23 protein-coding genes are annotated in these 19,898 nt (G+C 73.6%); 9 read left to right on the forward strand and 14 right to left on the reverse strand.

Annotated elements, in window-relative coordinates; translation table 11 throughout:
* The first annotated feature begins 188 nt into the window (after positions 1 to 188).
* Entirely contained in the window at positions 189 to 638 is a 450-nt protein-coding gene (msrB, locus tag D3A60_RS13045; protein ID WP_119719211.1) for a peptide-methionine (R)-S-oxide reductase MsrB, read from the forward strand.
* Between the two features lie 63 nt (positions 639 to 701).
* Here the strand turns inward: msrB and D3A60_RS13050 are convergent, their stop codons facing one another.
* The 3 genes from D3A60_RS13050 to D3A60_RS13060 all read right to left on the reverse strand — a co-directional run bounded on the left by D3A60_RS13050 (position 702) and on the right by D3A60_RS13060 (position 4,259).
* On the reverse strand, positions 702 to 2,588 hold the full coding sequence (locus tag D3A60_RS13050; RefSeq protein WP_119719212.1) for a M56 family metallopeptidase: 1,887 nt from the start codon (positions 2,586 to 2,588) through the stop codon (positions 702 to 704).
* Positions 2,585 to 2,968 carry a BlaI/MecI/CopY family transcriptional regulator gene (locus D3A60_RS13055; RefSeq protein ID WP_119719213.1) on the reverse strand — a complete coding sequence of 128 codons (384 nt, stop codon included), beginning with the start codon at positions 2,966 to 2,968 and terminating at the stop codon, positions 2,585 to 2,587. The genes D3A60_RS13050 and D3A60_RS13055 overlap by 4 nt, the downstream gene beginning before the upstream one ends.
* A gap of 148 nt (positions 2,969 to 3,116) precedes the next feature.
* The gene (locus tag D3A60_RS13060) at positions 3,117 to 4,259 is read right to left on the reverse strand and encodes a GGDEF domain-containing protein (protein WP_157981484.1); all 1,143 of its coding nucleotides are present in this window, start codon (positions 4,257 to 4,259) and stop codon (positions 3,117 to 3,119) included.
* Positions 4,260 to 4,503: 244 nt separating this feature from the next.
* On the opposite strand from D3A60_RS13060, the gene D3A60_RS14580 reads away from it, so the two are divergent.
* Both D3A60_RS14580 and rlmF read left to right on the forward strand, forming a co-directional pair.
* Positions 4,504 to 4,869: a cupin domain-containing protein gene (locus tag D3A60_RS14580; RefSeq protein WP_157981485.1), complete on the forward strand. Its 366-nt coding sequence runs from the start codon at positions 4,504 to 4,506 to the stop codon at positions 4,867 to 4,869.
* 54 nt (positions 4,870 to 4,923) lie between these two features.
* Positions 4,924 to 5,910: a 23S rRNA (adenine(1618)-N(6))-methyltransferase RlmF gene (gene rlmF / locus D3A60_RS13070; protein ID WP_119719216.1), complete on the forward strand. Its 987-nt coding sequence runs from the start codon at positions 4,924 to 4,926 to the stop codon at positions 5,908 to 5,910.
* A gap of 9 nt (positions 5,911 to 5,919) precedes the next feature.
* Here the strand turns inward: rlmF and D3A60_RS13075 are convergent, their stop codons facing one another.
* The 6 genes from D3A60_RS13075 to D3A60_RS14585 form a co-directional block, all read right to left on the reverse strand.
* Positions 5,920 to 6,609 carry a response regulator transcription factor gene (locus D3A60_RS13075; protein ID WP_269203668.1) on the reverse strand — a complete coding sequence of 230 codons (690 nt, stop codon included), beginning with the start codon at positions 6,607 to 6,609 and terminating at the stop codon, positions 5,920 to 5,922.
* 147 nt (positions 6,610 to 6,756) lie between these two features.
* A complete protein-coding gene (locus D3A60_RS13080) occupies positions 6,757 to 7,212 on the reverse strand; it encodes a GAF domain-containing protein (protein ID WP_157981486.1) in 456 nt (151 codons plus the stop codon).
* A gap of 96 nt (positions 7,213 to 7,308) precedes the next feature.
* Positions 7,309 to 7,719, reverse strand: coding sequence for a hypothetical protein (locus D3A60_RS13085; protein ID WP_119719218.1), 411 nt, complete (start codon positions 7,717 to 7,719; stop codon positions 7,309 to 7,311).
* An 88-nt stretch (positions 7,720 to 7,807) separates the two neighbouring features.
* Positions 7,808 to 8,587, reverse strand: a complete 780-nt coding sequence (gene mddA / locus D3A60_RS13090) for a methanethiol S-methyltransferase (RefSeq protein WP_119719405.1) — start codon at positions 8,585 to 8,587, stop codon at positions 7,808 to 7,810.
* A 185-nt stretch (positions 8,588 to 8,772) separates the two neighbouring features.
* The gene (locus D3A60_RS13095; protein WP_119719219.1) at positions 8,773 to 9,843 is read right to left on the reverse strand and encodes an alpha/beta fold hydrolase; all 1,071 of its coding nucleotides are present in this window, start codon (positions 9,841 to 9,843) and stop codon (positions 8,773 to 8,775) included.
* A 25-nt stretch (positions 9,844 to 9,868) separates the two neighbouring features.
* Positions 9,869 to 10,399, reverse strand: coding sequence for a DUF6630 family protein (locus tag D3A60_RS14585; protein ID WP_157981487.1), 531 nt, complete (start codon positions 10,397 to 10,399; stop codon positions 9,869 to 9,871).
* Positions 10,400 to 10,587: 188 nt separating this feature from the next.
* Here D3A60_RS14585 and D3A60_RS13105 point away from each other — a divergent pair, with 188 nt between their 5' ends.
* The gene (locus D3A60_RS13105) at positions 10,588 to 11,265 is read left to right on the forward strand and encodes a type 1 glutamine amidotransferase domain-containing protein (protein WP_119719220.1); all 678 of its coding nucleotides are present in this window, start codon (positions 10,588 to 10,590) and stop codon (positions 11,263 to 11,265) included.
* Between the two features lie 99 nt (positions 11,266 to 11,364).
* On the opposite strand, the gene D3A60_RS13110 is transcribed toward D3A60_RS13105, so the two are convergent.
* Positions 11,365 to 11,670 (reverse strand): PilZ domain-containing protein, encoded by a 306-nt coding sequence (locus tag D3A60_RS13110; protein ID WP_119719221.1) that lies wholly within the window; start codon positions 11,668 to 11,670, stop codon positions 11,365 to 11,367.
* Positions 11,671 to 11,830: 160 nt separating this feature from the next.
* Positions 11,831 to 12,703 (reverse strand): hypothetical protein, encoded by an 873-nt coding sequence (locus D3A60_RS13115; protein WP_196778748.1) that lies wholly within the window; start codon positions 12,701 to 12,703, stop codon positions 11,831 to 11,833.
* A gap of 179 nt (positions 12,704 to 12,882) precedes the next feature.
* Here D3A60_RS13115 and D3A60_RS13120 point away from each other — a divergent pair, with 179 nt between their 5' ends.
* Both D3A60_RS13120 and D3A60_RS14590 read left to right on the forward strand, forming a co-directional pair.
* Complete coding sequence (locus tag D3A60_RS13120; RefSeq protein ID WP_119719222.1) at positions 12,883 to 14,157, forward strand: aminopeptidase; 1,275 nt, start codon at positions 12,883 to 12,885, stop codon at positions 14,155 to 14,157.
* A gap of 166 nt (positions 14,158 to 14,323) precedes the next feature.
* Positions 14,324 to 14,482, forward strand: a complete 159-nt coding sequence (locus tag D3A60_RS14590) for a hypothetical protein (RefSeq protein WP_157981488.1) — start codon at positions 14,324 to 14,326, stop codon at positions 14,480 to 14,482.
* Positions 14,483 to 14,567: 85 nt separating this feature from the next.
* On the opposite strand, the gene D3A60_RS13125 is transcribed toward D3A60_RS14590, so the two are convergent.
* Positions 14,568 to 15,098, reverse strand: coding sequence for an EF-hand domain-containing protein (locus D3A60_RS13125; RefSeq protein ID WP_119719223.1), 531 nt, complete (start codon positions 15,096 to 15,098; stop codon positions 14,568 to 14,570).
* 273 nt (positions 15,099 to 15,371) lie between these two features.
* On the opposite strand from D3A60_RS13125, the gene D3A60_RS13130 reads away from it, so the two are divergent.
* Positions 15,372 to 16,469 carry a hypothetical protein gene (locus tag D3A60_RS13130; RefSeq protein ID WP_157981489.1) on the forward strand — a complete coding sequence of 366 codons (1,098 nt, stop codon included), beginning with the start codon at positions 15,372 to 15,374 and terminating at the stop codon, positions 16,467 to 16,469.
* 65 nt (positions 16,470 to 16,534) lie between these two features.
* Here the strand turns inward: D3A60_RS13130 and D3A60_RS13135 are convergent, their stop codons facing one another.
* Positions 16,535 to 16,978, reverse strand: a complete 444-nt coding sequence (locus D3A60_RS13135; RefSeq protein ID WP_119719225.1) for a VOC family protein — start codon at positions 16,976 to 16,978, stop codon at positions 16,535 to 16,537.
* Between the two features lie 105 nt (positions 16,979 to 17,083).
* Here D3A60_RS13135 and D3A60_RS13140 point away from each other — a divergent pair, with 105 nt between their 5' ends.
* Together D3A60_RS13140 and D3A60_RS13145 are read left to right on the forward strand one after the other, a co-directional pair.
* Positions 17,084 to 17,638, forward strand: a complete 555-nt coding sequence (locus tag D3A60_RS13140; protein WP_119719226.1) for a YaeQ family protein — start codon at positions 17,084 to 17,086, stop codon at positions 17,636 to 17,638.
* A gap of 85 nt (positions 17,639 to 17,723) precedes the next feature.
* Positions 17,724 to 18,323 carry a BLUF domain-containing protein gene (locus tag D3A60_RS13145; protein ID WP_119719227.1) on the forward strand — a complete coding sequence of 200 codons (600 nt, stop codon included), beginning with the start codon at positions 17,724 to 17,726 and terminating at the stop codon, positions 18,321 to 18,323.
* 3 nt (positions 18,324 to 18,326) lie between these two features.
* Here D3A60_RS13145 and D3A60_RS13150 read toward each other — a convergent pair whose 3' ends face one another.
* The gene (locus tag D3A60_RS13150) at positions 18,327 to 19,685 is read right to left on the reverse strand and encodes a PQQ-dependent sugar dehydrogenase (protein WP_119719228.1); all 1,359 of its coding nucleotides are present in this window, start codon (positions 19,683 to 19,685) and stop codon (positions 18,327 to 18,329) included.
* Positions 19,686 to 19,898 lie beyond the last annotated feature (213 nt).

Below are 19,898 nucleotides of genomic sequence, written 5' to 3' on the forward strand. Positions count from 1 at the left end.
GTGCAGACGATTACCGGTGCGTCGTCGCGAACGGGGCGTGACAGGGCCTTGAGTGCGCGCGAACGGTTCGGGCGCCGTTCGCGCTTGTCGCGATCGCCGTCACGCCGGCCCCGCGCCATTGGACTGGCCGGGGCCGGCCCCATCTTGAACGCTGCCGCGGCGCCCGCGGTCCGATGCCAGGAGCCCCCATGAGCGAGTACCGCAAGACCCCCGAAGCGATCGCGCGGCTGACCCCGGAGCAGTACCGGGTCACGCAGGAGGGTGCGACCGAGCGCCCGGGCACCGGCGAATACCTCGACAACAAGGCGCCGGGCATCTACGTCGACATCGTGTCCGGCGAACCGCTGTTCGCATCGTCGGCGAAGTTCGATTCCGGCTGCGGCTGGCCGAGCTTCACCAAGCCGATCGAACCGGCGCACGTGGCCGAGCTGCGCGACACCTCGCACGGCATGATCCGCACCGAGGTGCGCTCGGCGCACGGCGACAGCCACCTCGGCCACGTGTTCACCGACGGCCCGCGCGACCGCGGCGGCCTGCGCTACTGCATCAACTCGGCGGCGCTGCGCTTCGTGCCGCTGGAGGAGATGGACGCGGCCGGCTACGGCGCGTACCGCGACCAGGTCGAATCGCGCGACTGAGCGGCGCGATCGGGCGGCGGCGGGCGCGACCGGACGGCGGCGCCCTCCGGTTGCGCCCTGTGCTCATTGCAGCGCTTCGGCCTTGCCGCTGGCGATTGCTTCGTCGATCAGCGCGCGCGACTTCTCGTCGGCCTCGCGACTCATCTCGCCCAGCCGCGCGCCGAGCGCGCCGGCCTGCTCGCCGAGCGCCTGCATCGGCTTAGACGCGGCTTCCATCTCGCGGCCCAGTGCGGCCATCGGCTCGGCGGTCGCCACCATCCGGTTGCTGTGCTGCTGCACCTGCGCCATCAGCGGCCGCATTGCCTCCTGCTTCGCCAGCATCTGCGCCTGTAGCGCGGCGACCTGGCGCTGGTAGGCCTGCACGTCGGCCTCGCTGCCGCCGTCGCGGGCGCCGGCCATGGTCCGCGCGGCCTGCTCCATCTGCTCGCCGAGCTCGGCCTGCTCCTCGCCGAGCGCCTCGATCTGCCCGTGCAGTGCCTCGAGCCGCCCGGTGTCCGGCTCGTGGCTGGCGGCCAGCGCCTCCATGCGCCGGGCGAGCGATTCCATCTGCGCCTCGTGCGGCGCCATGCGCTGTTCGAACGCGCGCATCTGCTGGTGCAGCGGCTCGATCGGCTGCCAGGCCGCGTCGATGCGCGCGAGCACGGCGGGGTCGCGGATCAGGTAGCGCCGGTCGCCGCGGCGCGCCCACACGAAGTCGCCCTTCTCGCGGCTGCGCCAGCGCTCCACTTCGGCGCGATCGGCGTCGCTGCCGACCGTGTGCAGGCCGTCCCGGCCGGCGCGCACGACCGCGTAGCCGCCGTCGTCGCGGCTGGACACCGCGCTGCCGGTGGCGGTGGTCGTGGTCGTCACCGACGCGGTGGTGGCGGTGATCGCCAGCGGCGCGGTGCGCATGTTGATCGCCGCCGACGGCGCGGCGGGCTGCGGCCGGGTCTGCGCATAGGCGACGACGCAGACTGCGCACGCCCCGAGCAGCGGCACGGCGAAGCGCCAGTTCAACGGCGTGGGGGCGGGGCGGAGCAGGCGCTGGATGCGTGACATGAGGTGTCCTCCTTGTGCCGCGGGGGCGGGGTGGGCCGCGAGCGGGCCCGGGGTGTTGGCGCGAAAACGGTCGAGTTCGTGCAGCGCACGCGCCAAGCGGCGCGGGTCAGCGAGCGCGCCGGCCGCGAGGTCGTCGGCGATCTGTTCGCGTTCGACGCGGATCGCGCGCGACAGCCACCAGACCACCGGGTGGTAGAACAGCAGCGCTTCGACCGCGTGCTGGACGAGGTTGACCAGGTAGTCGTGGCGCCGGATGTGCGCGAGCTCATGCGCGAGCAGCGCCTCGACCAGGTCGGTCGGCAGGCGGGCCAGCAGCGCGGCCGGCACCACCACGATCGGACGCCACCATCCGGCGGCCAGCGGGCCGTCGCCGTCGTCGCCGATCCGCAACGTCACCGCGCGATCCAGGCCGATGCGCCGGGCCAGGCCGTCGAGCCGCTGCTGCCAGGCGGTGTCGGCCGGCGTCGCGCGGCCGAGCCGGCCGACCCATGCCAGCCCGGCGAACAGCCGCAGGACCAGCAGCGAGGCGCCTAACGACCAGAGCCCGACGATCCACGGCAGCCGGTCCTGCAGGTCCGGCCGGGAGCCGGACAGCGTGGGCAGCACCGGCGACAGCCGTGCCGCGGCCGCGCCCGCCTGGTCCGGCGGCAGCAGCGGCGCCGCGCCGGCGCGGGCCAGCGACAGCTCGTGCGCGAACTGCCACGCCGGCCACGCCACGCACAGCGCCAGCGCCGCGCACGCCACCGCGTAGCGCGCCTGCGGCCGGGCGTTGCGCAGCAGCGCCAAGGACGCGGCGGCCAGCGCGCCGACCACGGCGCCCTGCCAGACGAAGTGCAGCAGGGTCCAGCCGAGCGCGCGCACCGCGGCGTCGAACCCGGGCAGCGCGGCGATGCCCACGGCGTCGGGATTCATCGCTTGTCCTCATTGAGCAGGCGCTGGATCTCCTCGCGCTCCTTCGCGCTGACGTGGCCGCGCAGCGCGGCCATCACCAGCTCCTTGCCGGAGCCGGCGAACGCCTTGTGGATCAGGTCCTTCAGCAGCCGCGTGCGCAGCGAGTCCTGCGCCTGCGCCGGCGCGTAGACGTGCGAGCGCTGGCTCTCGTCGCGCTGCAGTAAGCCCTTGCCGTGCATCACCTGCATCAGCCGCAGCACGGTCGCGTAGGTGGTTTCCGGGCGTTCCTTCTGCACCGCCTCGTGGACCTGCTTGACCGTCGCCGCGCCGAGCGGCCACAGCGTGCGCAGCAGGTCGAGTTCGGCGGCTGTCGGTTTCGGCGCGGGGGTCGGCTTGGTCATCGGTTGGGCACGGGCGGCAGGCGACAGCGCCGATGCTGGACCGACTAGACCGCTTTGTCTAGACCAATTGGTCTATGACTGATGGCAGGGTGGGCGCCCGGCGCCGGCATGCACCGCGGCGCGGATGCCGCGGCCCGCCGTGCCGACGTCAGGCCAACGGGGTCGTGGCGACCGTATCGTCGAGCGGCTGGTCGAGGCAGACGCGGTTGCGGCCGGCGGCCTTGGCCCGGTACACGGCCGCGTCGGCCGCGTGGTACAGCGCGTCGTCGTCGGCGTGGACGGCCGGGTCGAACTCGGCGATGCCGATGCTCGCCGTCAGCGTCAGCGTGCGGTTCTCGAGCGCGACCGGATGGCCGGCCAGGTCGATGCGGAAATGCTCGGCGCGGCGGAAGGCCGCGGCCAGGTCGTGGCCGGCCAGCACCACCGCGAACTCCTCGCCGCCGACCCGCGCGGCCAGGGCGCCATCGTCGTGGAAGGTGTTCTTCAGCCGCCCGGCGAGCACCTGCAGGCAGGCGTCGCCGACGACGTGGCCGTGGCTGTCGTTGATCCGCTTGAAGTGGTCGATGTCCAGCAGCAGCAGCGCCAGCGGCTCGCCGGTGGCGCCGGCTTGGCGCGTCGCCGCGGCGAGCGCGTCGTTGAACTGGCGGCGGTTGGCCAGTTCGGTCAGCGGGTCGATGCGGCTCTGCCGCGAGAACAGGTCGCGCTGGTTGCGCAGCTCCTGGTCGAGGTCGAGCCGCTGCTGGTACTCGGCGTATGCGCGCAGCAGCGAGATCGCCACGTAGACCAGGTAGATCACCATCATCAGCCCGTTGGCGCGGTGCTGGGGCAGCAGCCACATCAGCACCAGCCCGGGGGTGACCAGCAGGCCGACGCCGGCGAACGCGAACGCGCGGCGCATGCTGAAGGCGTGCGCGATCGCGGTGGCCAAGCCGAGGGTGAACAGCAGCGCGGTGGTCTGCGCGGCGCCGAACGCCGGTTCCCACGTCGTCCAGAAGAACAGTCCGCCCCACAGCGCGGTGGTCGCCAGCACGATGCCCCAGTGCAGCTGCAGCCAGCGCGCGATCGCCGGACCGTCGCTGCCGTCGGGCAGCGGGCGGTGGACGAAGCGCCAGCTCGCCAGGCCGATGAACGCTATCAGCAGCGCCCAGCTCGCGACCGGGGAGCGGGTGAACGCGTCCCCGTAGATCCCGACCAGCAGCCACGACGCGGCGTAGAACATTCCTCCGGTCAGCGCACGCTGATACGTGTCGGCCATTTCCTGGGTGAGCCGACGGGTCTGGACGGGAGTCATCCGCGCACAATACGCACGCGCACGCGAAATTGAGGTGTTGGTCACACCTTGCCGCGACGAAGGGCGCCTGGGGGCGCGCCAGCGGCAGAGGAAACCGGGTCGGAACCGGCCACGGACGGCGTCCCCCGTCGCGGGGATGGCTCGCCGCGCGCGCGGGTGAACCATGGCGTCGACGGCGCCATCGGGGCGCCGGCCCATGGCCGCCGGCCGCCGCCCTCGCGGCACCGGCGCGAGGAGGTGTCCGATGGTCCGTTTCCCGGCCGCGTCCGCGGTCGCGCTGGTCGCCGTGGTGCCCGGTCCGCTCTGCGCCCAGGACCTCGCCACCACCGCCGGCAAGCAGGCCCAGGTGCTGCTCGACAACGAGCGGGTCCGCGTCATCGAGCTCGAGCTGCCGCCCGGCGCGAGCACCGGCGTGCATTCGCACGGCGAGCACCTGGTCTACTTCCTCGCCGACGCGACCGGTCGCCAGACGCACGCCGACGGCACGCATGCCGTCCGGCAGGTGAAGGCCGGCGAGGTCCAGTGGAACGCTGCAACCGTGCACGACACCCGCAACGACGGGGCTTCCCCGTCGCGCACGCTGGTGATCGAACTCAAACCGGCGAAGTAGCGCGTCGTCGATACTGGCGCCCCGTCGCGACGCGCGACGCAGCGCCCGCCGCCGATGCCGCCTCCACCGAAAGCGCCCGCGCCGCGTGCGCCGGCCGCCCGCCCCGCGGCGCCGACGCTGCACCCGCGCAACCGGCACACCGGCCGCTACGACTTCGCGCGGCTGACGGCGGCGCTGCCGGCGCTGGCGCGCTTCGTGCGCCCCGCGCCCGACGGCGACGCAACGATCGATTTCGGCGATCCCGACGCGGTGCGCGCGCTGAACCGCGCGCTGCTCGCCGCCGACTACGGCATCGCCCACTGGGACCTGCCGCCGGGCTACCTGTGCCCGCCGGTGCCGGGGCGCGCCGACTACGTGCACGCGCTGGCCGACCTGCTCGCCGCGTCGAACGGCGGCGTCGCGCCGCGCGGCGCCGCCGTGCGCGTGCTCGACGTCGGCGTCGGCGCGAACGCGATCTACCCGCTGGTCGGGCACCGCGAATACGGCTGGCGCTTCGTCGGCACCGACATCGATGCGGCGGCGCTGCGCGTGGCCGACGCGATCGTGCGCGCCAACGGACTGGCCGCTGCGATCGAGCTGCGCCACCAGCCGCGCCGCGATGCGGTGTTCGCCGGCGTGCTGCACGCCGACGAGCGCTTCGACCTGACGCTGTGCAACCCGCCGTTCCACGCGTCGGCGCGCGCGGCGGCCGAGGGCACCGAGCGCAAGTGGCGCAACCTTGGCCGCGACGCCTCCACGCGCGCGCCCGCGCTGAACTTCGGCGGGCAGTCGAACGAGCTGTGGTGCCCCGGCGGCGAGGCGGCGTTCGTCGGCCGGATGATCGACGAGAGCGCGTCGCGTGGCGCGCAGGTGCGCTGGTTCACCAGCCTGGTGTCGAAGGCTCAGTCCTTGCCGCCGCTGCGCCGCCGCCTGCAGGCAGTCGGCGCGATCGAAGTGCACGAGGTCGCGATGGGCCAGGGCAACAAGCGCAGCCGGTTCCTGGCGTGGAGCTTCCTGGACGCCGCGCAGCGCGCGGCGTGGCGCGCGCTGCGCGACCGGTAGCGCGCCGGCTTACTCGGACAGGCGATAGCCCATCGACATGACGGTGTGCAGCAGGGTCTTGTCGAAGCCGCGGTCGATGGCGCGACGCAGGTTGTACAGGTGGCTGCGCAGCGTGTCGGAGTCGGGCAGGTCGTCGCCCCAGATCTCCTGCTCGATCTCGCGGCGGCTGACCACCCGCGGCGACTCGCGCATCAGGATCGCCAGCAGCCGCCGGCCGATCGGCGACAGCTCGAGCGTGCGGGTGCCGCGCGTCGCCTGCTGGGAGACCGGGTCGAAGCGCAGGTCGCCGACCTGCATCACCGGGCGGGCCACCTCGTTGCGCGCGCGGCGGATGATGTTGCGCAGCCGCGCGTCGAGCTCCTGCGTCGCGAACGGCTTGACCAGGTAGTCGTCGGCGCCGGCGTCCAGGCCGGTGAGCTTGTCCTCGAGCGTGTCGCGCGCGGTCAGCATCAGCACCGGCGTCTGCACGCGGGTCTGGCGCAGGTGGCGGCAGACCTCGATGCCGTTGAGGCGCGGCAGCTGCACGTCGAGCACGATCGCGTCGTACGTGTTCTCTTCGGTCAGTCGCAGCGCGGACTGGCCGTCGCTGGCGTAGTCGACCTCGAAGCCGCGGTCCTCGAGATAGGCGCCGACGCTCTCGGCGATCCCGCGGTTGTCCTCCACCAGCAGCACCATTCCGCATCCGGCCGTGTCGAGCATGTCGGTATCTCCCCCAAATCAATGTGGCGGGGATTCTCCCGTTCGGGCTTGTCTACGGGGGGTGAAGCGCGGCGCGCCGCGCGGCCCGCGCCGACCGCGGTTCAGCGTCCGGCCAGCGTTCGCATTCGCCCTGCGCGGGCGCGGGCATCACAGGCCGTACAGCGCCTGCAGCTCGAACGCGAGCACCTGCAGCAGCGCGATGTCGTCTTCGCTGGTCGGCACCGGCGCGACGTCGAAATGGCACACGCTGCCGTAGGCGCGACCGGCGTGGTCGACCAGCGGCACGCCGCAGTACGCGCGCACCGTGGCGCGCTTGGGGTGGTCGTGCAGGCGTGCGTCGAGCAGCGCGTCGGGCGTGTGGAACACCCCGTGGCTATCGCGCACGAACACGCAGTACGACGCGGCGATCGGGATGTCGTCGGGGCGCGGCTGGTCGGGGTGTTCGCGGTCGTAGAACTCGACGCTGCGCAGGGTGTCGTCGTCGAACCGGTACAGCGAGGTGAAGCGGTGGCCGCTGAGGCCATTGAGGTAGATCAGCGCGTCGCGCACGGCGCCGCGCTCGAGCAGCGCATGCACCTGGGCGATGGCCTGGTCGTTCGGCACCGGAGCGCTCCCGCAACGCGACAGCCGCTGACGGGTGCAACGCGGCGCGCGCGCGGCGACGGCCGGCTGCGCGCACGACCCGGACAGGGGATGGCGTCAGCCCAGCGGCGTCAGGCCGTGGCGGGCGTCGGCGCAGACGACGGCCTCGTCGGCCGCGCTGGCGGTGGCCACGACGCTGACGCGGTCGCCGGGCTTCAGCGCGTCCAGTCCCTGCGGGGCCGGCGCCTGGCACAGGTTCCATCGCGCGGGGAACTGCACCTTCACGGTGCCGTGGGCGGCGGTGTCGACGACGACGACGCCGTTGCCGTCGTACGTCCACGGCGAGAGGTCGACGCTGACGACGCGGCCTTCGAAGCGGACCGGCTGCTCGGCGACCAGCGGCTGCACCGCGCGGCCGGTCGCGCAGCCGCCGGCGAGCACGGCGGCCGCCAGCAGCAGGACGGGCGCAAGTGCGCGCGCGGCGGAACGATGGAGGCGATCAATGAGGAGGCGTGGCGTCGGCTGCATGGGGGGCTCCGGTCGGGAGCCCGATCATCGCAGGCCCGCGTCGCCGCGAGGTGGTCGTGCCGACATGGCCGGCGCGCGCCGCCCCGGATCAGTCGGTCCGCGCCCGCGCCCGCCAGCGCGGCAGCAGCATCGGCACCTGCCGCTGGTAGTCGCGGTAGGTGTCGCCGAACGTCGCAACGAGGTCGCGCTCTTCGAGGAACTTCACCGCGATGACGATGTACGCGGTGGTCGCCAGCGCGAACAGCAGGTGGCCGACGCTCATCGTCGGCGTCGCCCAGAACGCGATCAGGAAGCCGAGCATGATCGGGTGGCGGACCACGCGGTACGCCGCGCGCACCACGAACGGCTCGTCGCGCGACGGGTGCCCCTGTCCGAGCCGCCACACCTGGCGCAGGCCGAACAGCTCGAAGTGGTTGATCAGGAACGTGCCGGTCAGCACCAGCAGCCAGCCCAGCGCCGCCACGCCGTGCAGCGCGACCCGCGCGACGTCGCCTTCGACGTGCCACAGCGGCTGCGGCAGCGGCTGCCAGAAGCGGAACAGCACGATCAGCGCCACGCTCGACAGCAGGACGTAGGTGCTGCGCTCGACCGGCGCCGGCACGAACCGCGTCCACCAGCGTTTGAAGCCGGGCCGCGCCATGCCGCTGTGCTGCACCGCGAACAGGCCGAGCAGCGCGAGGTCGACCGCCAGCGCGGTCGCGAGCGGCGCGGCCGGCCCGCTGTCGATGTGCTTGGGCACGACCAGGCCCATCACGAAGCCGACGGCGTACAGGAACGTCGCGAGGAACGCCGCGTAGCACAGCGCGCCGTACGCGATGGCGAGCGGGCGCAGCGCGTGCGCGGGATGGGGGTGGGACTGGGCGTGCATGGGGCACCTCGACGGGGAGTGCGCGCCGGCCCGGCGGGGTCGGGCCGCGTCGGCGGCGACCGCGACGGTGGCGCGTGACGCATCCTCGGCCGCGGCGCCGCCGGCGCCCATGGGAAAGCTGTCCCGATTGCTCCCGCTGGCCGGGTGACACCCGGGACATTGGTCCCGGCCGGTACGCTCCGGCGTCAGTCGCCGCGCGGCGACAGCCCGTGCTGGTGGGCGTAGGCGATCGCCGCCGCGCGGCTGTGCACGCCGAGCTTGTCGTAGAGGTTCGACAGGTGGTTGCGGACGGTCTTCTCGGCGATGCCGAGCCGGGCGGCGATCTCGGCGTTGCTGGCGCCTTCGCACAGCAGCGCCAGCGCGGCGCGTTCGCGCGGGGTCGCGAGCGCGGCGCCGCCGTCGTCGGCCTGCGCCCGCGCCTGCCCGGTGAAGTCGAGCAGCACCTGCTGGAACTGCTGCCACGCCGGTTCGTGCTCGAGCAGCACGTGGTTGCGCGATTCCAGCTGCACGAAGCTCGCGCCGGGGATGCCGCGCGCGAGCCGCTGGCCCTCGGCGACCGGCACCACCTGGTCGCCGGCGCAGTGCACGACCAGCGTCGGCACCCGCACCTGCGCGAGCAGCTCGCGCGCGTCGACCTCGCCGCGCGCGCCCATCAGCGCCGCGCCGATCTCCGGGGTGGTGGTGCGGATGCACAGCTCGTTGAACCACTCCAGCTGCGCCGGCGTGGCGTCCGGCACGAAGCGCGAGGTGAACAGCTGGCGGAACTGCGGGTTGGCCTGGCCCCAGCCGACGCGCATGACCTCGGTGATCGCGCGGAACTGCGCCTCCGCGTCCGGCTGGCCGCGCCGGTGCGCGCCGACCACGTAGCCGCCGTACAGCACCAGGTGCGAGACGCGTTCGGGGTGGCGCACCGCGTACGCCACCGCGGCCGCGGCGCCCTGGCTGATGCCGATCAGCGCGAAGCGGCGGTCGAGGCGGGCGGCGTCGATAACGCGCTCGAGGTCGTCGACCCAGCGCGGGAACGACAGGTCGCCGACCGCGCGGTCGCTGAGGCCGCAGCCGCGCTCGTCGTGGCGGACGTAGTGGAAGTGGCGCGCGAAGAACCGCGTCCAGTGCCGCCACACCGGGCTTTCCCAGTCGTATTCGAGGTGGGTCAGCCAGTTGGCCGCCTTGACCAGCGGCAGCCCGCGGCCGGCCTCGGCCCAGGCGATGCTGACGCCGTCGTCGGAGCGCACGTAGCGGATGCGCTGCAGCATCGGCGGGCTCCGGTCCGGCGCGCGGTCAGCCGGCGCCGGGCCGGACGTGGAAGCCCAGCGCGCCGGCGACGATCGGCAGCGCCTCGTCGTCGCGCTGGTGGGTGATCCACCCGGCGTGGCGGCCGTCGCCGGTTTCCCAGGTCCACAGCGTGTAGTGGTGCTCGCGCAGCCGGTCGAAGGCCACGTTGATCAGCGTCGGCACCTCGGCGTCGGCCAGCGCGTCGTCGTCGTCGAGCCCCCAGTCGATGCGCAGGTTGAAGCGCGCGGCGAGCTCGTCGAGCGCGTCGACCAGCCCCTCCGGATCGCCTTCGTCGATGTCGAAGCCGGCCTTCCAGTCGATCGCCCGGCGCAGCGCGTCGACCGGGTCCTCGTCGCCGGCCAGCGCCTCGCGGCACGCGGCAAACTGCTGCAGCGCGGCGTCCTCGTCGCCGGGATTGACCAGCAGCAGCAGCTGCCACGCCAGCGCCTCGACGGCGGCCTCCTCGTCGATGTCGGACTCGGGGTCGAACGCGCGCGCGAAGTTGTCGTCGGGGTCGTACTCGGAGTGGCTGCCCATCGTGCGCACCTCGCTGGCCGGGTCACAGGATAGGCCCGGCGCGCGCCGCGGTCTGCACCGCTGGCCGGTCGTTACGAAACGGCAACGCCCGCCCGCGCACACTGCCCGGCCGCGCGACACCCGGCCGGCCGCCCACCCGCCACGCGGTCGAACCGCACTCGCAACCCCCACGAACGATGGAGACCCGCATGTCCCGGATCCTGATGGTGCTGACCTCCCACGACCGGCTCGGCGACACCGGCAAGAAGACCGGCTTCTGGCTGGAGGAGTTCGCCGCGCCGTACTACGCCTTTGTCGACGCCGGTGCAAAGGTGACGCTGGCCTCGCCGAAGGGCGGGCAGCCGCCAATCGACCCGGTGAGCGACGCACCCGACGCGCAGACCGACGCGACCCGCCGGTTCGCCGCCGACCCGGCCGCGCAGCAGGCGCTGGCGAGTACCGCGACGCTCGACGAGGTCCGCGCCGAGGACTTCGACGCGCTGTTCTACCCGGGCGGCCACGGCCCGCTGTGGGACTTGGCCGAAGACGCCCGCTCGGTCGCGCTGATCGAGCGCTTCAGCGCGCTCGGCAAGCCGGTCGGCGCGGTGTGCCACGCGCCGGCGGTGCTGCGCCACGCGAAGGGCGGCGACGGCGCGCCGCTGGTCAACGGCCGCGCGGTCACCGGCTTCAGCAACACCGAGGAAGAGGCAGTCCAGCTGACCGACGTCGTGCCGTTCCTGGTCGAGGACATGCTGGTCGCCAACGGCGGCCAGTACAGTCGATCGGCCGACTGGCAGAGCCACGTGGCCGTCGACGGGATGCTGGTGACCGGCCAGAACCCGGCGTCGTCCGAAGCGGCCGCGCACGCGCTGCTGAAGCTGCTGTAGCCGCGCGTGTAGCCGTTCGAAGGCGCCGCGCCACCGGCGCTGGTGCGGCGGTGGCCGTGGGTGCCGATGCGCAGCGGCCCCGTCGCCGGGGCCGCGGGGTCAGTGCAGCGCTTCGCGGAACAGCCGGCGGACGTCTTCGTCCTGCTCGGGTTCGAACGCCACGCCGATGTGGTCGACCTCCACGCGCGTGACCCGGCAGCGCAGGGTGATCGCGTGGTCGGTGTCGGACAGGAAGCTCAGCGGCATCACCGCGTCCGGCGTCGGCCGCCAGGTGTCGAGCAGGCCGACGCGCGCGCCCCCGAGCGACAGGTCCAGCGCCATGGCTTCCTGGCCGTTGGGCAGGAAGGTGACCGGGCGGAAGACTTCCTCGCGCGGGTACTTGCGGATGTCGGTGAGCAGTCCCATCGGCAGATCCTAGGCACGACCCCGTCCGGCCGCGCCTCAAACCGTAACAGACGTCACACTTTTCCGACCAGTGGGCCGGGCCGGGGGACCGGAGGGCGGGGCGGCCCCGCAGCGCCGCCGGGCGCGCTGCACTGCGGCGAAATGGCGCGCATCGCCGCGCTCAGCGCGCGTCGGCCGGCAGCGCAGCCGCCGGGGCGGCGGCCCGCCCGGCCAGCGCCGGACCGGACACGTCGGCGTCGGTCCAGCCGCGGTCGAGGTCGATGCCGGTCGTCCACCACTCGTGCGCGGTGATGCGCAGCGGGCCGCGCACGCGCTCGTGGAAGCGCGTCGGCAGCAGGTACGGGCCGACCTGCCGATAGGCCAGGAACGTCGTGTCGACGTGCGCGCCCTGGGTGGTCTCGAAACCGTTGAGCGTCATGTGCACGCGGAACAGCCGGGCGGTCTCGGCGTCGATCCACAGCACCACGTCGTCGCTCGCCGCCTCGCCGAACCCGGGCGCCAGCGTCGCGAGCACGCGCCGGTACGTGCGCCCGCCTTCGCGCGCGTCGGGCAGGCGCACCATCGACGTCGCGCGCTCGGCGACGAAGGTCGGGCCGAAGTGGAACAGCCGGAACGCGTCGTTGGTCATTGCCGTGGCGCGCCGCTTCACCGGGTCCGCCTCGGGCACGCCGTTGTAGTGGATCGCCAGCCGGTCGCGCGTGCGCAGCACCTGCTTGCGGCCCCCGGGGCCGGCGTGCGCGACCGCGTACACGCCGTCGCGCGGGCGGTAGCGCTCCTGAGAGGTGACCCGGAACGCCGCGTCGGTGACCACCGGCTGGATGCGCTGGATCGCGCGGTACCAGCGGCCGTCGGTCGACAGGTTGATGTCGCCGTCGTATTGCCGCAGGTCGCCGCCGTGCGCGGCCAGCGACTGCGCGAACACCGCGCGCGCGTCGAGCCCGTCGGCGAAGTCCACGCGTGCCGGCGCGGTCGGGAACGCCGCGCAGCCGCACAGGGCGAGCACGACAGCGAGGGCGAACGTGACCAGGCGCATCGGCGTTTCCGCGACGGAATCCCGCACAGCTACGGGCGGCCGCGCGGGGCGGACGCAACCGCGGACTCCGACACAGCGCTCGCTCCCCCGCCATCCCCCTTGCGGGTGTGGCCGCGCACCGGCGGCCCGGGCGTTGTCCGGATTGCCGCGGCCACCCCGGGCTGCGAGGGGATCGCGCCATGACTCGACACCTGCTTGCGACGGCCGTCGCCGTCGCCGTTCTGACTGTGCTCGGCGGCTGCAACCGCGCCGCCCCCGACGCCGACTCCGCCGCCGCGCCGCCCGCCGCCGGCAGCGACGCCAGCGCCGCCGCGCCGGCTGCGACGGACGCGGCCAAGCAGCCCGCCACCGACCTGGAGAAGCTGGCCGAGCGTCTGGTCACCCAGAGCGCCGCCGTCAAGGAAGGCGAGGTCGTATGGATCAGCGGCCGCACGCACGACGCCGAACTGCTCGAGAACCTCGCCGTGCACGTGCGCAAGGTCGGCGGCTTCCCGATCGTCACCTACAGCAGCGACCGGCTCGCCAAGCGCATGTTCTTCGACGTGCCGGCGAAGTACGACAGCCAGCCCGACGCGCTCGGCATGGCGCTGGCCGACGTGATCGACGTGAACATCAGCCTCGGCAACGGCACCACCCAGGACCTGTTCGAAGGCGCGGATCCGGCGCGCACCGCCGCGCGCGGCAAGGCCGACGAGGCCACGATGCAGGCCTTCATGAAGAACCGCGTGCGCACGGTCGAGGTCGGCAACGACCTGTACCCGACGCCGTGGCGCGCCGAGCGCTACGGGATGGACGAAGCGGCGCTGGCGAAGATCTTCTGGGACGGCGTCAACCTGGACTACACCGAGCTGCAGGCGCGCGCCGAGCAGGTCCGCGCCGCGCTGGCGGCCGGCAACGAGCTGCACGTGACGCATCCCAACGGCACCGACCTGCGCCTGCGCATCCAGGGCCGGACGATCGCCGCGAGCGACGGCATCATCTCGGCCGACGACCTCAAGGCCGGCCCGCCGCCGGCGGTCTACCTGCCGGCCGGCGAGGTCTACACCACGCCGGTGCCGGGCTCGGCCGAGGGCAAGGTCGTCTCCACGCGCAGCTATTACCGCGGCAAGCCGATCGACAACCTGACCCTGACGTTCGCCGGCGGCAAGGCGACCGCAATGACCGGCAGCGGCCCGGGGTTCGCCGGGCTCAAGGCCGAGTACGACGCTGTCGACGATGCGCGCAAGAACGAGTTCGCCTTCATCGACTTCGGCATCAACCCGAACGTCACCCTGCCGGCGAACAGCACCGTCGGCACGTGGGTGCCCGCCGGCGCGGTCACCGTGGGCACCGGCAGCAACCTGTGGGCCGGCGGCAGCAACGCGATCACCTACGGCATGACGATGTTCCTGCCCGGGTCGACCGTCACCCTGGACGGCAAGCCGATCGTCGAGAACGGCACGCTGAAGCTGTGATGCGGCGCGGGCGGCGCGCCCTTCGTGCGCCGCCCGCGCAGTTCCGGAGCCGCCTCGCTGCCGGGCCGTCGGCCCGGCGCCACGGCACATGTGTGTGATTTACGTCACACAATGACGTGGATCGACGCTAAGCTCCGACCGGTCCCCCGACACGAGACGGACGCCGATGGCAGCGAGCTGGCTTGCGCAGTTTGGCCCGACCCTAGGGGTCGCCCTGGTCCTCGGGATCGTCCTCGTGCTCACGTTGCGGCTCGCGGACCGGCGCGAGGCCGAACGCGAGCTCGAGCGGCGCCACCGCCAGTTCGGCACCCCGCTGCCGCGCTAGGCCGGCACTCGCCGGCGCACCGCGCGACCTGCGTGTGAGCGCGGCGCGCGTGCGCATGCCGACATGCGGCCGCCGGTGCCCCGCATCAGCCATCGCCGGCAGCCGACATGGCGCGGTCGTGGCCGGCGCGCATCTCGCCCGCGGTCAGCCGGCCGTCGCCGTCGGCGTCCATCGCCTCGAATATGCCGCGCGAGCCCAGCGCGTGCTCGGTCGCGCTCAGTGCGCCGTCGCCGTTGGTGTCGACGACGCGGATCTTGTCGGCCGAGGTCAGCCGCGCGTCGCCGCCGAGCGTGCGCTGCGCGGCGTCCATCTCGGCAGCAGTCACCGTACCGTCGGCGTCCGCGTCCATCGTCGCGAACATCGACGCCGCGCCTTCGACGTGCTCGTCGATCGTGACCGCGCCGTCGCCGTCGCCATCCATGGCCGCGAAGTGGCGCGCGGCGGCGTCGCCCGCGACCCGCTGCGCCGCGTCCGGCACCGTGGCCGGCGGAACCGCGTCGTCGGCCGCCGGCGCGGCGTTGCGCTCGGCGCCGACGACAACGTCTCGGGGGCTGCGCTGGCACCCCGCGACGGCCACCAGCACGCACAGCGCCAACAGGGACGGAAACGTTCGCATCGTTTGAAGCCCTCGGCCGACCGGCCGCCCTCGATGTGCCACGCTGCTCCGCGTGCGGTGAAGCCGCTGTCCAATGCGGCCGGTTCAGGGGCGCCAACCGGCCGACGTTCGTGAAGCGTTCACGCCGGCGCATCGCGCCACCCTGTCCGGCGTCCGACTGCCGGAGTTGCCCGACGATCGCTGCGCACGCCTCGCGAGCGCCGGCGGCATCGCGTGGACGAGTCCGCGGCGGCCCGCTACTGTCCGCGCGTTGCCCTCGGGGAAAGGACGCACATGCGCGACGGATCGCTTGTACGCCGACTGGCCGTTGCCGCGGCCGTGGTCGCGGCGCTGGTGCTCGGCTGGTCGCTGGGCCGCGTCGGCCAGCCTGGCGGAGATGCGGCGGACGATGCGGCACGATCCGACGCGCTGGACCGGCCGATGCAGCGCGGCGATGCGGCCGCCGACGCGCCGCGCGGACGGACCGATCGACGTGCCGGGACGCCATCCACTGCCGCTGCGTCCCGTCCTGCGGTCGCGTCTGCGCTGCCGCCGCTGAACATGCCGCTGCGGGAGACCATCGACGACCTCTCGCGCCGCGCTGCCGCCGGGGAGCCCGCTGCGGCCTGCCGGCTGGCGGCCGAGTACACGCACTGCAACGAGCTGGAGGACTCGCTGGCGTCGATGCAGCAGATGCTCGAGCTGCAGGAAACCAGCGCCCACGTGCGCGCCGAGGCGGGCGGCGTGGCCGTGCGGATACACGACAGGGCGGACGACATGCAGCGGTCGATCGACGGCATGATCCGCGAGACCGCGCACTGCGACGGCGTCGCGCCGCTGCCGCCGGCCGCGCTGTTCGATCGCTGGCTGCAAGCCGCCAAAGCCGGCAGCGTCACGGCGATGACCCATTACGCCGCCGGCACGCCGTTCCGCCGCCACCAGCTGCTCGATTCGCTTCCGGCGCTGCAGCAATACCGGCGCAACGCCCCGCAGCTGGCGCGCCGCGCTTACGAGGCAGGCGACCTGGACGCCGCAGTGGCGCTGGCGCGCGCGCTGGCGGCCGAGCCTGACGACGCCAACCGTCCGCTGCTGGCGCAGGCGTTGCGGCCCGATCCGGCCGAGGCCCTGACGATCCTGCTGCGGATTCGCGCCGGCCGTGCCGATGGCCCGCGGCACATGCCGCGCGTGGTGGTGGACGCACAGATCGAGCGGGTCGGCGCCCGGCTCGACGCGCGTGAGCGCGCGCAGGCGGAAGCGCGCGCGGCGCGGCTCGGGCCGCTGGGTGCGCGCTCGCCGACGCACTGGGACCTCGCGGTCAACGGACTGGCGTACGGCGAAACGGGCGCGCAGGCCACGGGCAAGCTGATGCGCCGGGCGTGCGAGTCCGGCTGATGGTGGTGCGTCGCTCCGGAGGTTGAACGCAGCGGAGCGCAGTTGCGCCCCGTGCTGCCACGCCGCTACTTCGCGAACAGCTGCCCGGCGATGTCGGCAAACGCCTTGAACTCGAGTGCATTGCCGGACGGGTCGAGCAGGAACAGCGTGGCCTGCTCGCCGGGCTGGCCGGCGAAGCGCACGTGCGGCTCGATCACGAAGCGGGTGCCGGCCGCGCGCAGCCGCTCGGCGAGCGCCTGCCACTCGGGCAGCTCGAGCACGACGCCGAAGTGCGGCACCGGCACGTCGTGGCCGTCGACCGGATTCGAGGCCGGGGCGTCGTCGCCGGCGACCGCGGGGCGCAGGCCGTCGACCTGGTGGCACACCAGCTGGTGGCCGAACAGGTCGTAGTCGATCCATCGGTCGGCGCTGCGGCCCTCGGGACACCCGAGCACGCCGCCGTAGAACGCGCGCGCGGCGGCGAGGTCGTGCACGGGAATGGCCAGGTGGAACGGCGTCAGCGCGGGCATGGTGGGGTCCGGCGGAGAGGGCGGGCGACAGTGTGCGGCATGGCCCGCGCGCGCGCCGCCTACAATGGCGCTCTTTTTCCAGCGCGGCGCGGCCGCAGGCCGTCCATGGCGCCCAAGGCGACCGTCGTCAAAGCCGAACTGCAGGTCAGCGACATGGACCGGCACTACTACGCCACCCACAACCTGACGCTGGCCCAGCACCCGTCGGAGACCGACGAGCGGCTGATGGTGCGGCTGCTCGCGTTCGCGCTGCATGCCGACGACCGGCTCGAGTTCGGCCGCGGCCTGTCGGACGAGGACGAGCCGGCGCTGTGGCGGCGCGACTACACTGGCGAGATCCTGCAGTGGATCGAGCTCGGCCAGCCCGACGAGTCGCGGATCCGGAAGGCCGCCGGCCGCGCGGAGCAGGTGGTCGTGGTGACGTACGGCGGCAACGCGGCCGACGTGTGGTGGAGCAAGAACGCCGCCGCGCTCTCGCGCTTCAAGAACCTCACCGTGCTCGACCTCGACGCGGCCGGCGTGGCCGCGGCCACGGCGCTGCTCGGCCGCGGCATGCGCGTGACCGCGATGATCCAGGACGGCGAGCTGCAGCTGATGGACACCGACACCACCGTCGCGCTGACGCCGACGGTGCGGATGGGGCCGGCCGCGCGCGGCTGACGGCACGACGCGCCGCGGTGCATCCCGGGCGCGCCTGCCGGCGTATGGCCTGCGCGCATCCCGCGCGTCGCCGGTAACGCCCCGCATGTCCGACCTCGTCCAGATCGTCTACATCAGCCGCAGCACGTTCAAGCCGCTGCCGCCCGAGCTCGGCATCGAGCCGAGCGTGACCCGCATCCTCGCCCAGTCGCGGCTCAACAACGCGCGTCGCGGGCTGGTCGGGGCGCTGTACTTCGGCGACGGCTGCTTCTTCCAGTGCCTCGAGGGCGCGGCGAACCAGGTCGACGCGCTGTACTCGCGGCTGCTCGACGACCCGCGCCACACCGACCTGCAGGTGCTGTCGCGCAAGCCGATCGAGCAGCGCAGCTTCGCGACGTGGTCGATGAAGTACGTGCCGCTGGACGCCGACATCAAGGCGCTGCTCGCCAGCCGCGGGCTCGACCGGTTCGACCCGTACCGCTTCGGTCGGGCCGAGGTCGAGCGGGTCATGGAGCTGCTGAAGACCGGCACCGCGGCCGACGAGGGCCCGGCCCCCGTCGCGCCCGCCGACTATCCGGCGCTGCCGGCGGCCCGCGAGGCCGCGCCGGCGAGCACGCACGATCCGGTCGCGCGGCGCACGGCCGCGCTGGCGCTGGCGCTCGCCGCGATCGCGCTGGCGGCGTCGGGGCTCGCGCTGCTGCGCTGACGGTTACGGCGTCGGCGCGCTGGCCGACACCCGCCACACCGCGTTGCCGACGTCGTCGGCGACCAGCAGCGCGCCGTCGCGCGCGATCGCGACGCCGACCGGCCGCCCGCGCGCGTTGCCTTCGGCGTCGACGAAATCGGTCAGTACGTCCTGCGGCACGCCGCTGGGACGCCCGCCGGCGAACGGCACGAACACGACCTTGTAGCCCGCGCGCGGCTTGCGGTTCCACGAGCCGTGCAGGCCGACGAACGCGCCGTCGCGCCAGCGTTCCGGCAGCGTCGCCGACGTGTTGAACGCCAGCCCGAGCGGCGCGACGTGGTTGCCGAGCGCGTAGTCCGGCTTGCGCGCGCGCGTGACGAGGTCGGGCCGCGGCGGCTCGACCCGCGTGTCGATGTTCGCGCCGTAGTAGCTGTACGGCCAGCCGTAGAACGCACCGCGGACCACGTGGGTCAGGTAGTCCGGCACGAGGTTGTCGCCGAGTTCGTCGCGCTCGTTGACCACGGCCCAGAGCTCGTCGCTGCCCGGCCGCCACGCGAGTCCGACGGGATTGCGCAGGCCCGACGCGAACACGCGCGTCGCGCCGCTGGCGATGTCGACCTCGAGCACCGCGGCGCGGTTGACCTCGGCGTCCATGCCGTTCTCGCCGACGTTGCTGTTCGAGCCGACGCCGACGTACAGCGTGCGGCCGTCCGGGCTCGCCAGCAGGCTCTTGGTCCAGTGGTGGTTGAGCTGCTGTCCGCCGCCGGGCAGGTCGACGAGCTTGGCCGGCGCGGCGGTGATCGCGGTGGCGCCGGCGGTGTACGGCACGCCGACCAGCGCATCGGCGTTGGCGACGTACAGCGTGTTGCCAACCAGCGCCATTCCGAACGGCGAGTGCAGGTTCGACAGCAGCACGGTGCGCGTTTCGGCCACACCGTCGCCGTTGCCGTCGCGCAGCAGCGAGATGCGGTCGGCGCTCGGCACGCCGGCGCCGGCGCGCTTCATCACCTGCTTCATCACCGCGCCGCGCACGCCGCGGATGCCGCTCTTGCCGGCCGGGCCGTTGCTCTCGGCGACCAGCACGTCGCCGTTGGGCAGCACGTGCAGCCAGCGCGGGTGGTCGAGGCCGGTCGCGAACGCGCGCACCTGCAGGCCGTCGGCGGCGGTCGGTGTCGCGCCGTCCGGCCAGCCGGTGGCCGGGGCGATCGCGACGGTCGGGATCAGCTTGCGCTCCGGGTCCGGCAGCGACGGCGCGGTGCCGACGCCGGGGTCAGGCTGCTGGTCGAGCGCGCCGGAGCGGCAGCCCGACAGCGCCACCAGCGCGGCGAGCGTGAACAGCGGCAGCCACCGCGGGCACTGCGTGTCGGTCGTCGTCGCCTGCATCGTGCGTGCCTCGCGGTGTCGGTGTGCGTACGCGCGCAGGCTAGGCCGGCCACCGTTGCCGCTGCGTGCACGTGCGTCACGCGTTGGACCGCCGATGCGGCGCGCCGATAGGCGCACTCGATCGCAGCGCGGGGCCGAGAATACGTTTGCAGCGGCGCGCGATCGTCTTGTTGCTGCACCGCGAGCGCGCGCAGAGTCGGTCCGCGGCCGACT

It is taken from the genome of Cognatilysobacter tabacisoli, from assembly GCF_003586305.1.
In the GTDB taxonomy this organism is placed as follows: Bacteria; Pseudomonadota; Gammaproteobacteria; order Xanthomonadales; family Xanthomonadaceae; genus Cognatilysobacter_A; species Cognatilysobacter_A tabacisoli.

What these genes read in the sequence shown, in the direction of transcription:
- msrB (WP_119719211.1), top strand. Translation starts at nt 189, where the DNA reads ATGAGCGAGTACCGCAAGACCCCCGAAGCGATCGCGCGGCTGACCCCG.
- D3A60_RS14580 (WP_157981485.1), top strand. Translation starts at nt 4,504, where the DNA reads ATGGTCCGTTTCCCGGCCGCGTCCGCGGTCGCGCTGGTCGCCGTGGTG.
- D3A60_RS13125 (WP_119719223.1), bottom strand. Translation starts at nt 15,098, where the DNA reads ATGCGAACGTTTCCGTCCCTGTTGGCGCTGTGCGTGCTGGTGGCCGTC.
- D3A60_RS13105 (WP_119719220.1), top strand. Translation starts at nt 10,588, where the DNA reads ATGTCCCGGATCCTGATGGTGCTGACCTCCCACGACCGGCTCGGCGAC.
- D3A60_RS13130 (WP_157981489.1), top strand. Translation starts at nt 15,372, where the DNA reads ATGCGCGACGGATCGCTTGTACGCCGACTGGCCGTTGCCGCGGCCGTG.
- D3A60_RS13150 (WP_119719228.1), bottom strand. Translation starts at nt 19,685, where the DNA reads ATGCAGGCGACGACGACCGACACGCAGTGCCCGCGGTGGCTGCCGCTG.
- D3A60_RS13050 (WP_119719212.1), bottom strand. Translation starts at nt 2,588, where the DNA reads ATGAATCCCGACGCCGTGGGCATCGCCGCGCTGCCCGGGTTCGACGCC.
- D3A60_RS13135 (WP_119719225.1), bottom strand. Translation starts at nt 16,978, where the DNA reads ATGCCCGCGCTGACGCCGTTCCACCTGGCCATTCCCGTGCACGACCTC.
- D3A60_RS13095 (WP_119719219.1), bottom strand. Translation starts at nt 9,843, where the DNA reads ATGCTGCAGCGCATCCGCTACGTGCGCTCCGACGACGGCGTCAGCATC.
- D3A60_RS13120 (WP_119719222.1), top strand. Translation starts at nt 12,883, where the DNA reads ATGACTCGACACCTGCTTGCGACGGCCGTCGCCGTCGCCGTTCTGACT.
- D3A60_RS13075 (WP_269203668.1), bottom strand. Translation starts at nt 6,609, where the DNA reads ATGCTCGACACGGCCGGATGCGGAATGGTGCTGCTGGTGGAGGACAAC.
- D3A60_RS13110 (WP_119719221.1), bottom strand. Translation starts at nt 11,670, where the DNA reads ATGGGACTGCTCACCGACATCCGCAAGTACCCGCGCGAGGAAGTCTTC.
- D3A60_RS14590 (WP_157981488.1), top strand. Translation starts at nt 14,324, where the DNA reads ATGGCAGCGAGCTGGCTTGCGCAGTTTGGCCCGACCCTAGGGGTCGCC.
- D3A60_RS13055 (WP_119719213.1), bottom strand. Translation starts at nt 2,968, where the DNA reads ATGACCAAGCCGACCCCCGCGCCGAAACCGACAGCCGCCGAACTCGAC.
- D3A60_RS13060 (WP_157981484.1), bottom strand. Translation starts at nt 4,259, where the DNA reads ATGACTCCCGTCCAGACCCGTCGGCTCACCCAGGAAATGGCCGACACG.
- D3A60_RS13115 (WP_196778748.1), bottom strand. Translation starts at nt 12,703, where the DNA reads ATGCGCCTGGTCACGTTCGCCCTCGCTGTCGTGCTCGCCCTGTGCGGC.
- D3A60_RS13140 (WP_119719226.1), top strand. Translation starts at nt 17,084, where the DNA reads ATGGCGCCCAAGGCGACCGTCGTCAAAGCCGAACTGCAGGTCAGCGAC.
- D3A60_RS13145 (WP_119719227.1), top strand. Translation starts at nt 17,724, where the DNA reads ATGTCCGACCTCGTCCAGATCGTCTACATCAGCCGCAGCACGTTCAAG.
- rlmF (WP_119719216.1), top strand. Translation starts at nt 4,924, where the DNA reads ATGCCGCCTCCACCGAAAGCGCCCGCGCCGCGTGCGCCGGCCGCCCGC.
- D3A60_RS14585 (WP_157981487.1), bottom strand. Translation starts at nt 10,399, where the DNA reads ATGGGCAGCCACTCCGAGTACGACCCCGACGACAACTTCGCGCGCGCG.
- D3A60_RS13085 (WP_119719218.1), bottom strand. Translation starts at nt 7,719, where the DNA reads ATGCAGCCGACGCCACGCCTCCTCATTGATCGCCTCCATCGTTCCGCC.
- mddA (WP_119719405.1), bottom strand. Translation starts at nt 8,587, where the DNA reads ATGCACGCCCAGTCCCACCCCCATCCCGCGCACGCGCTGCGCCCGCTC.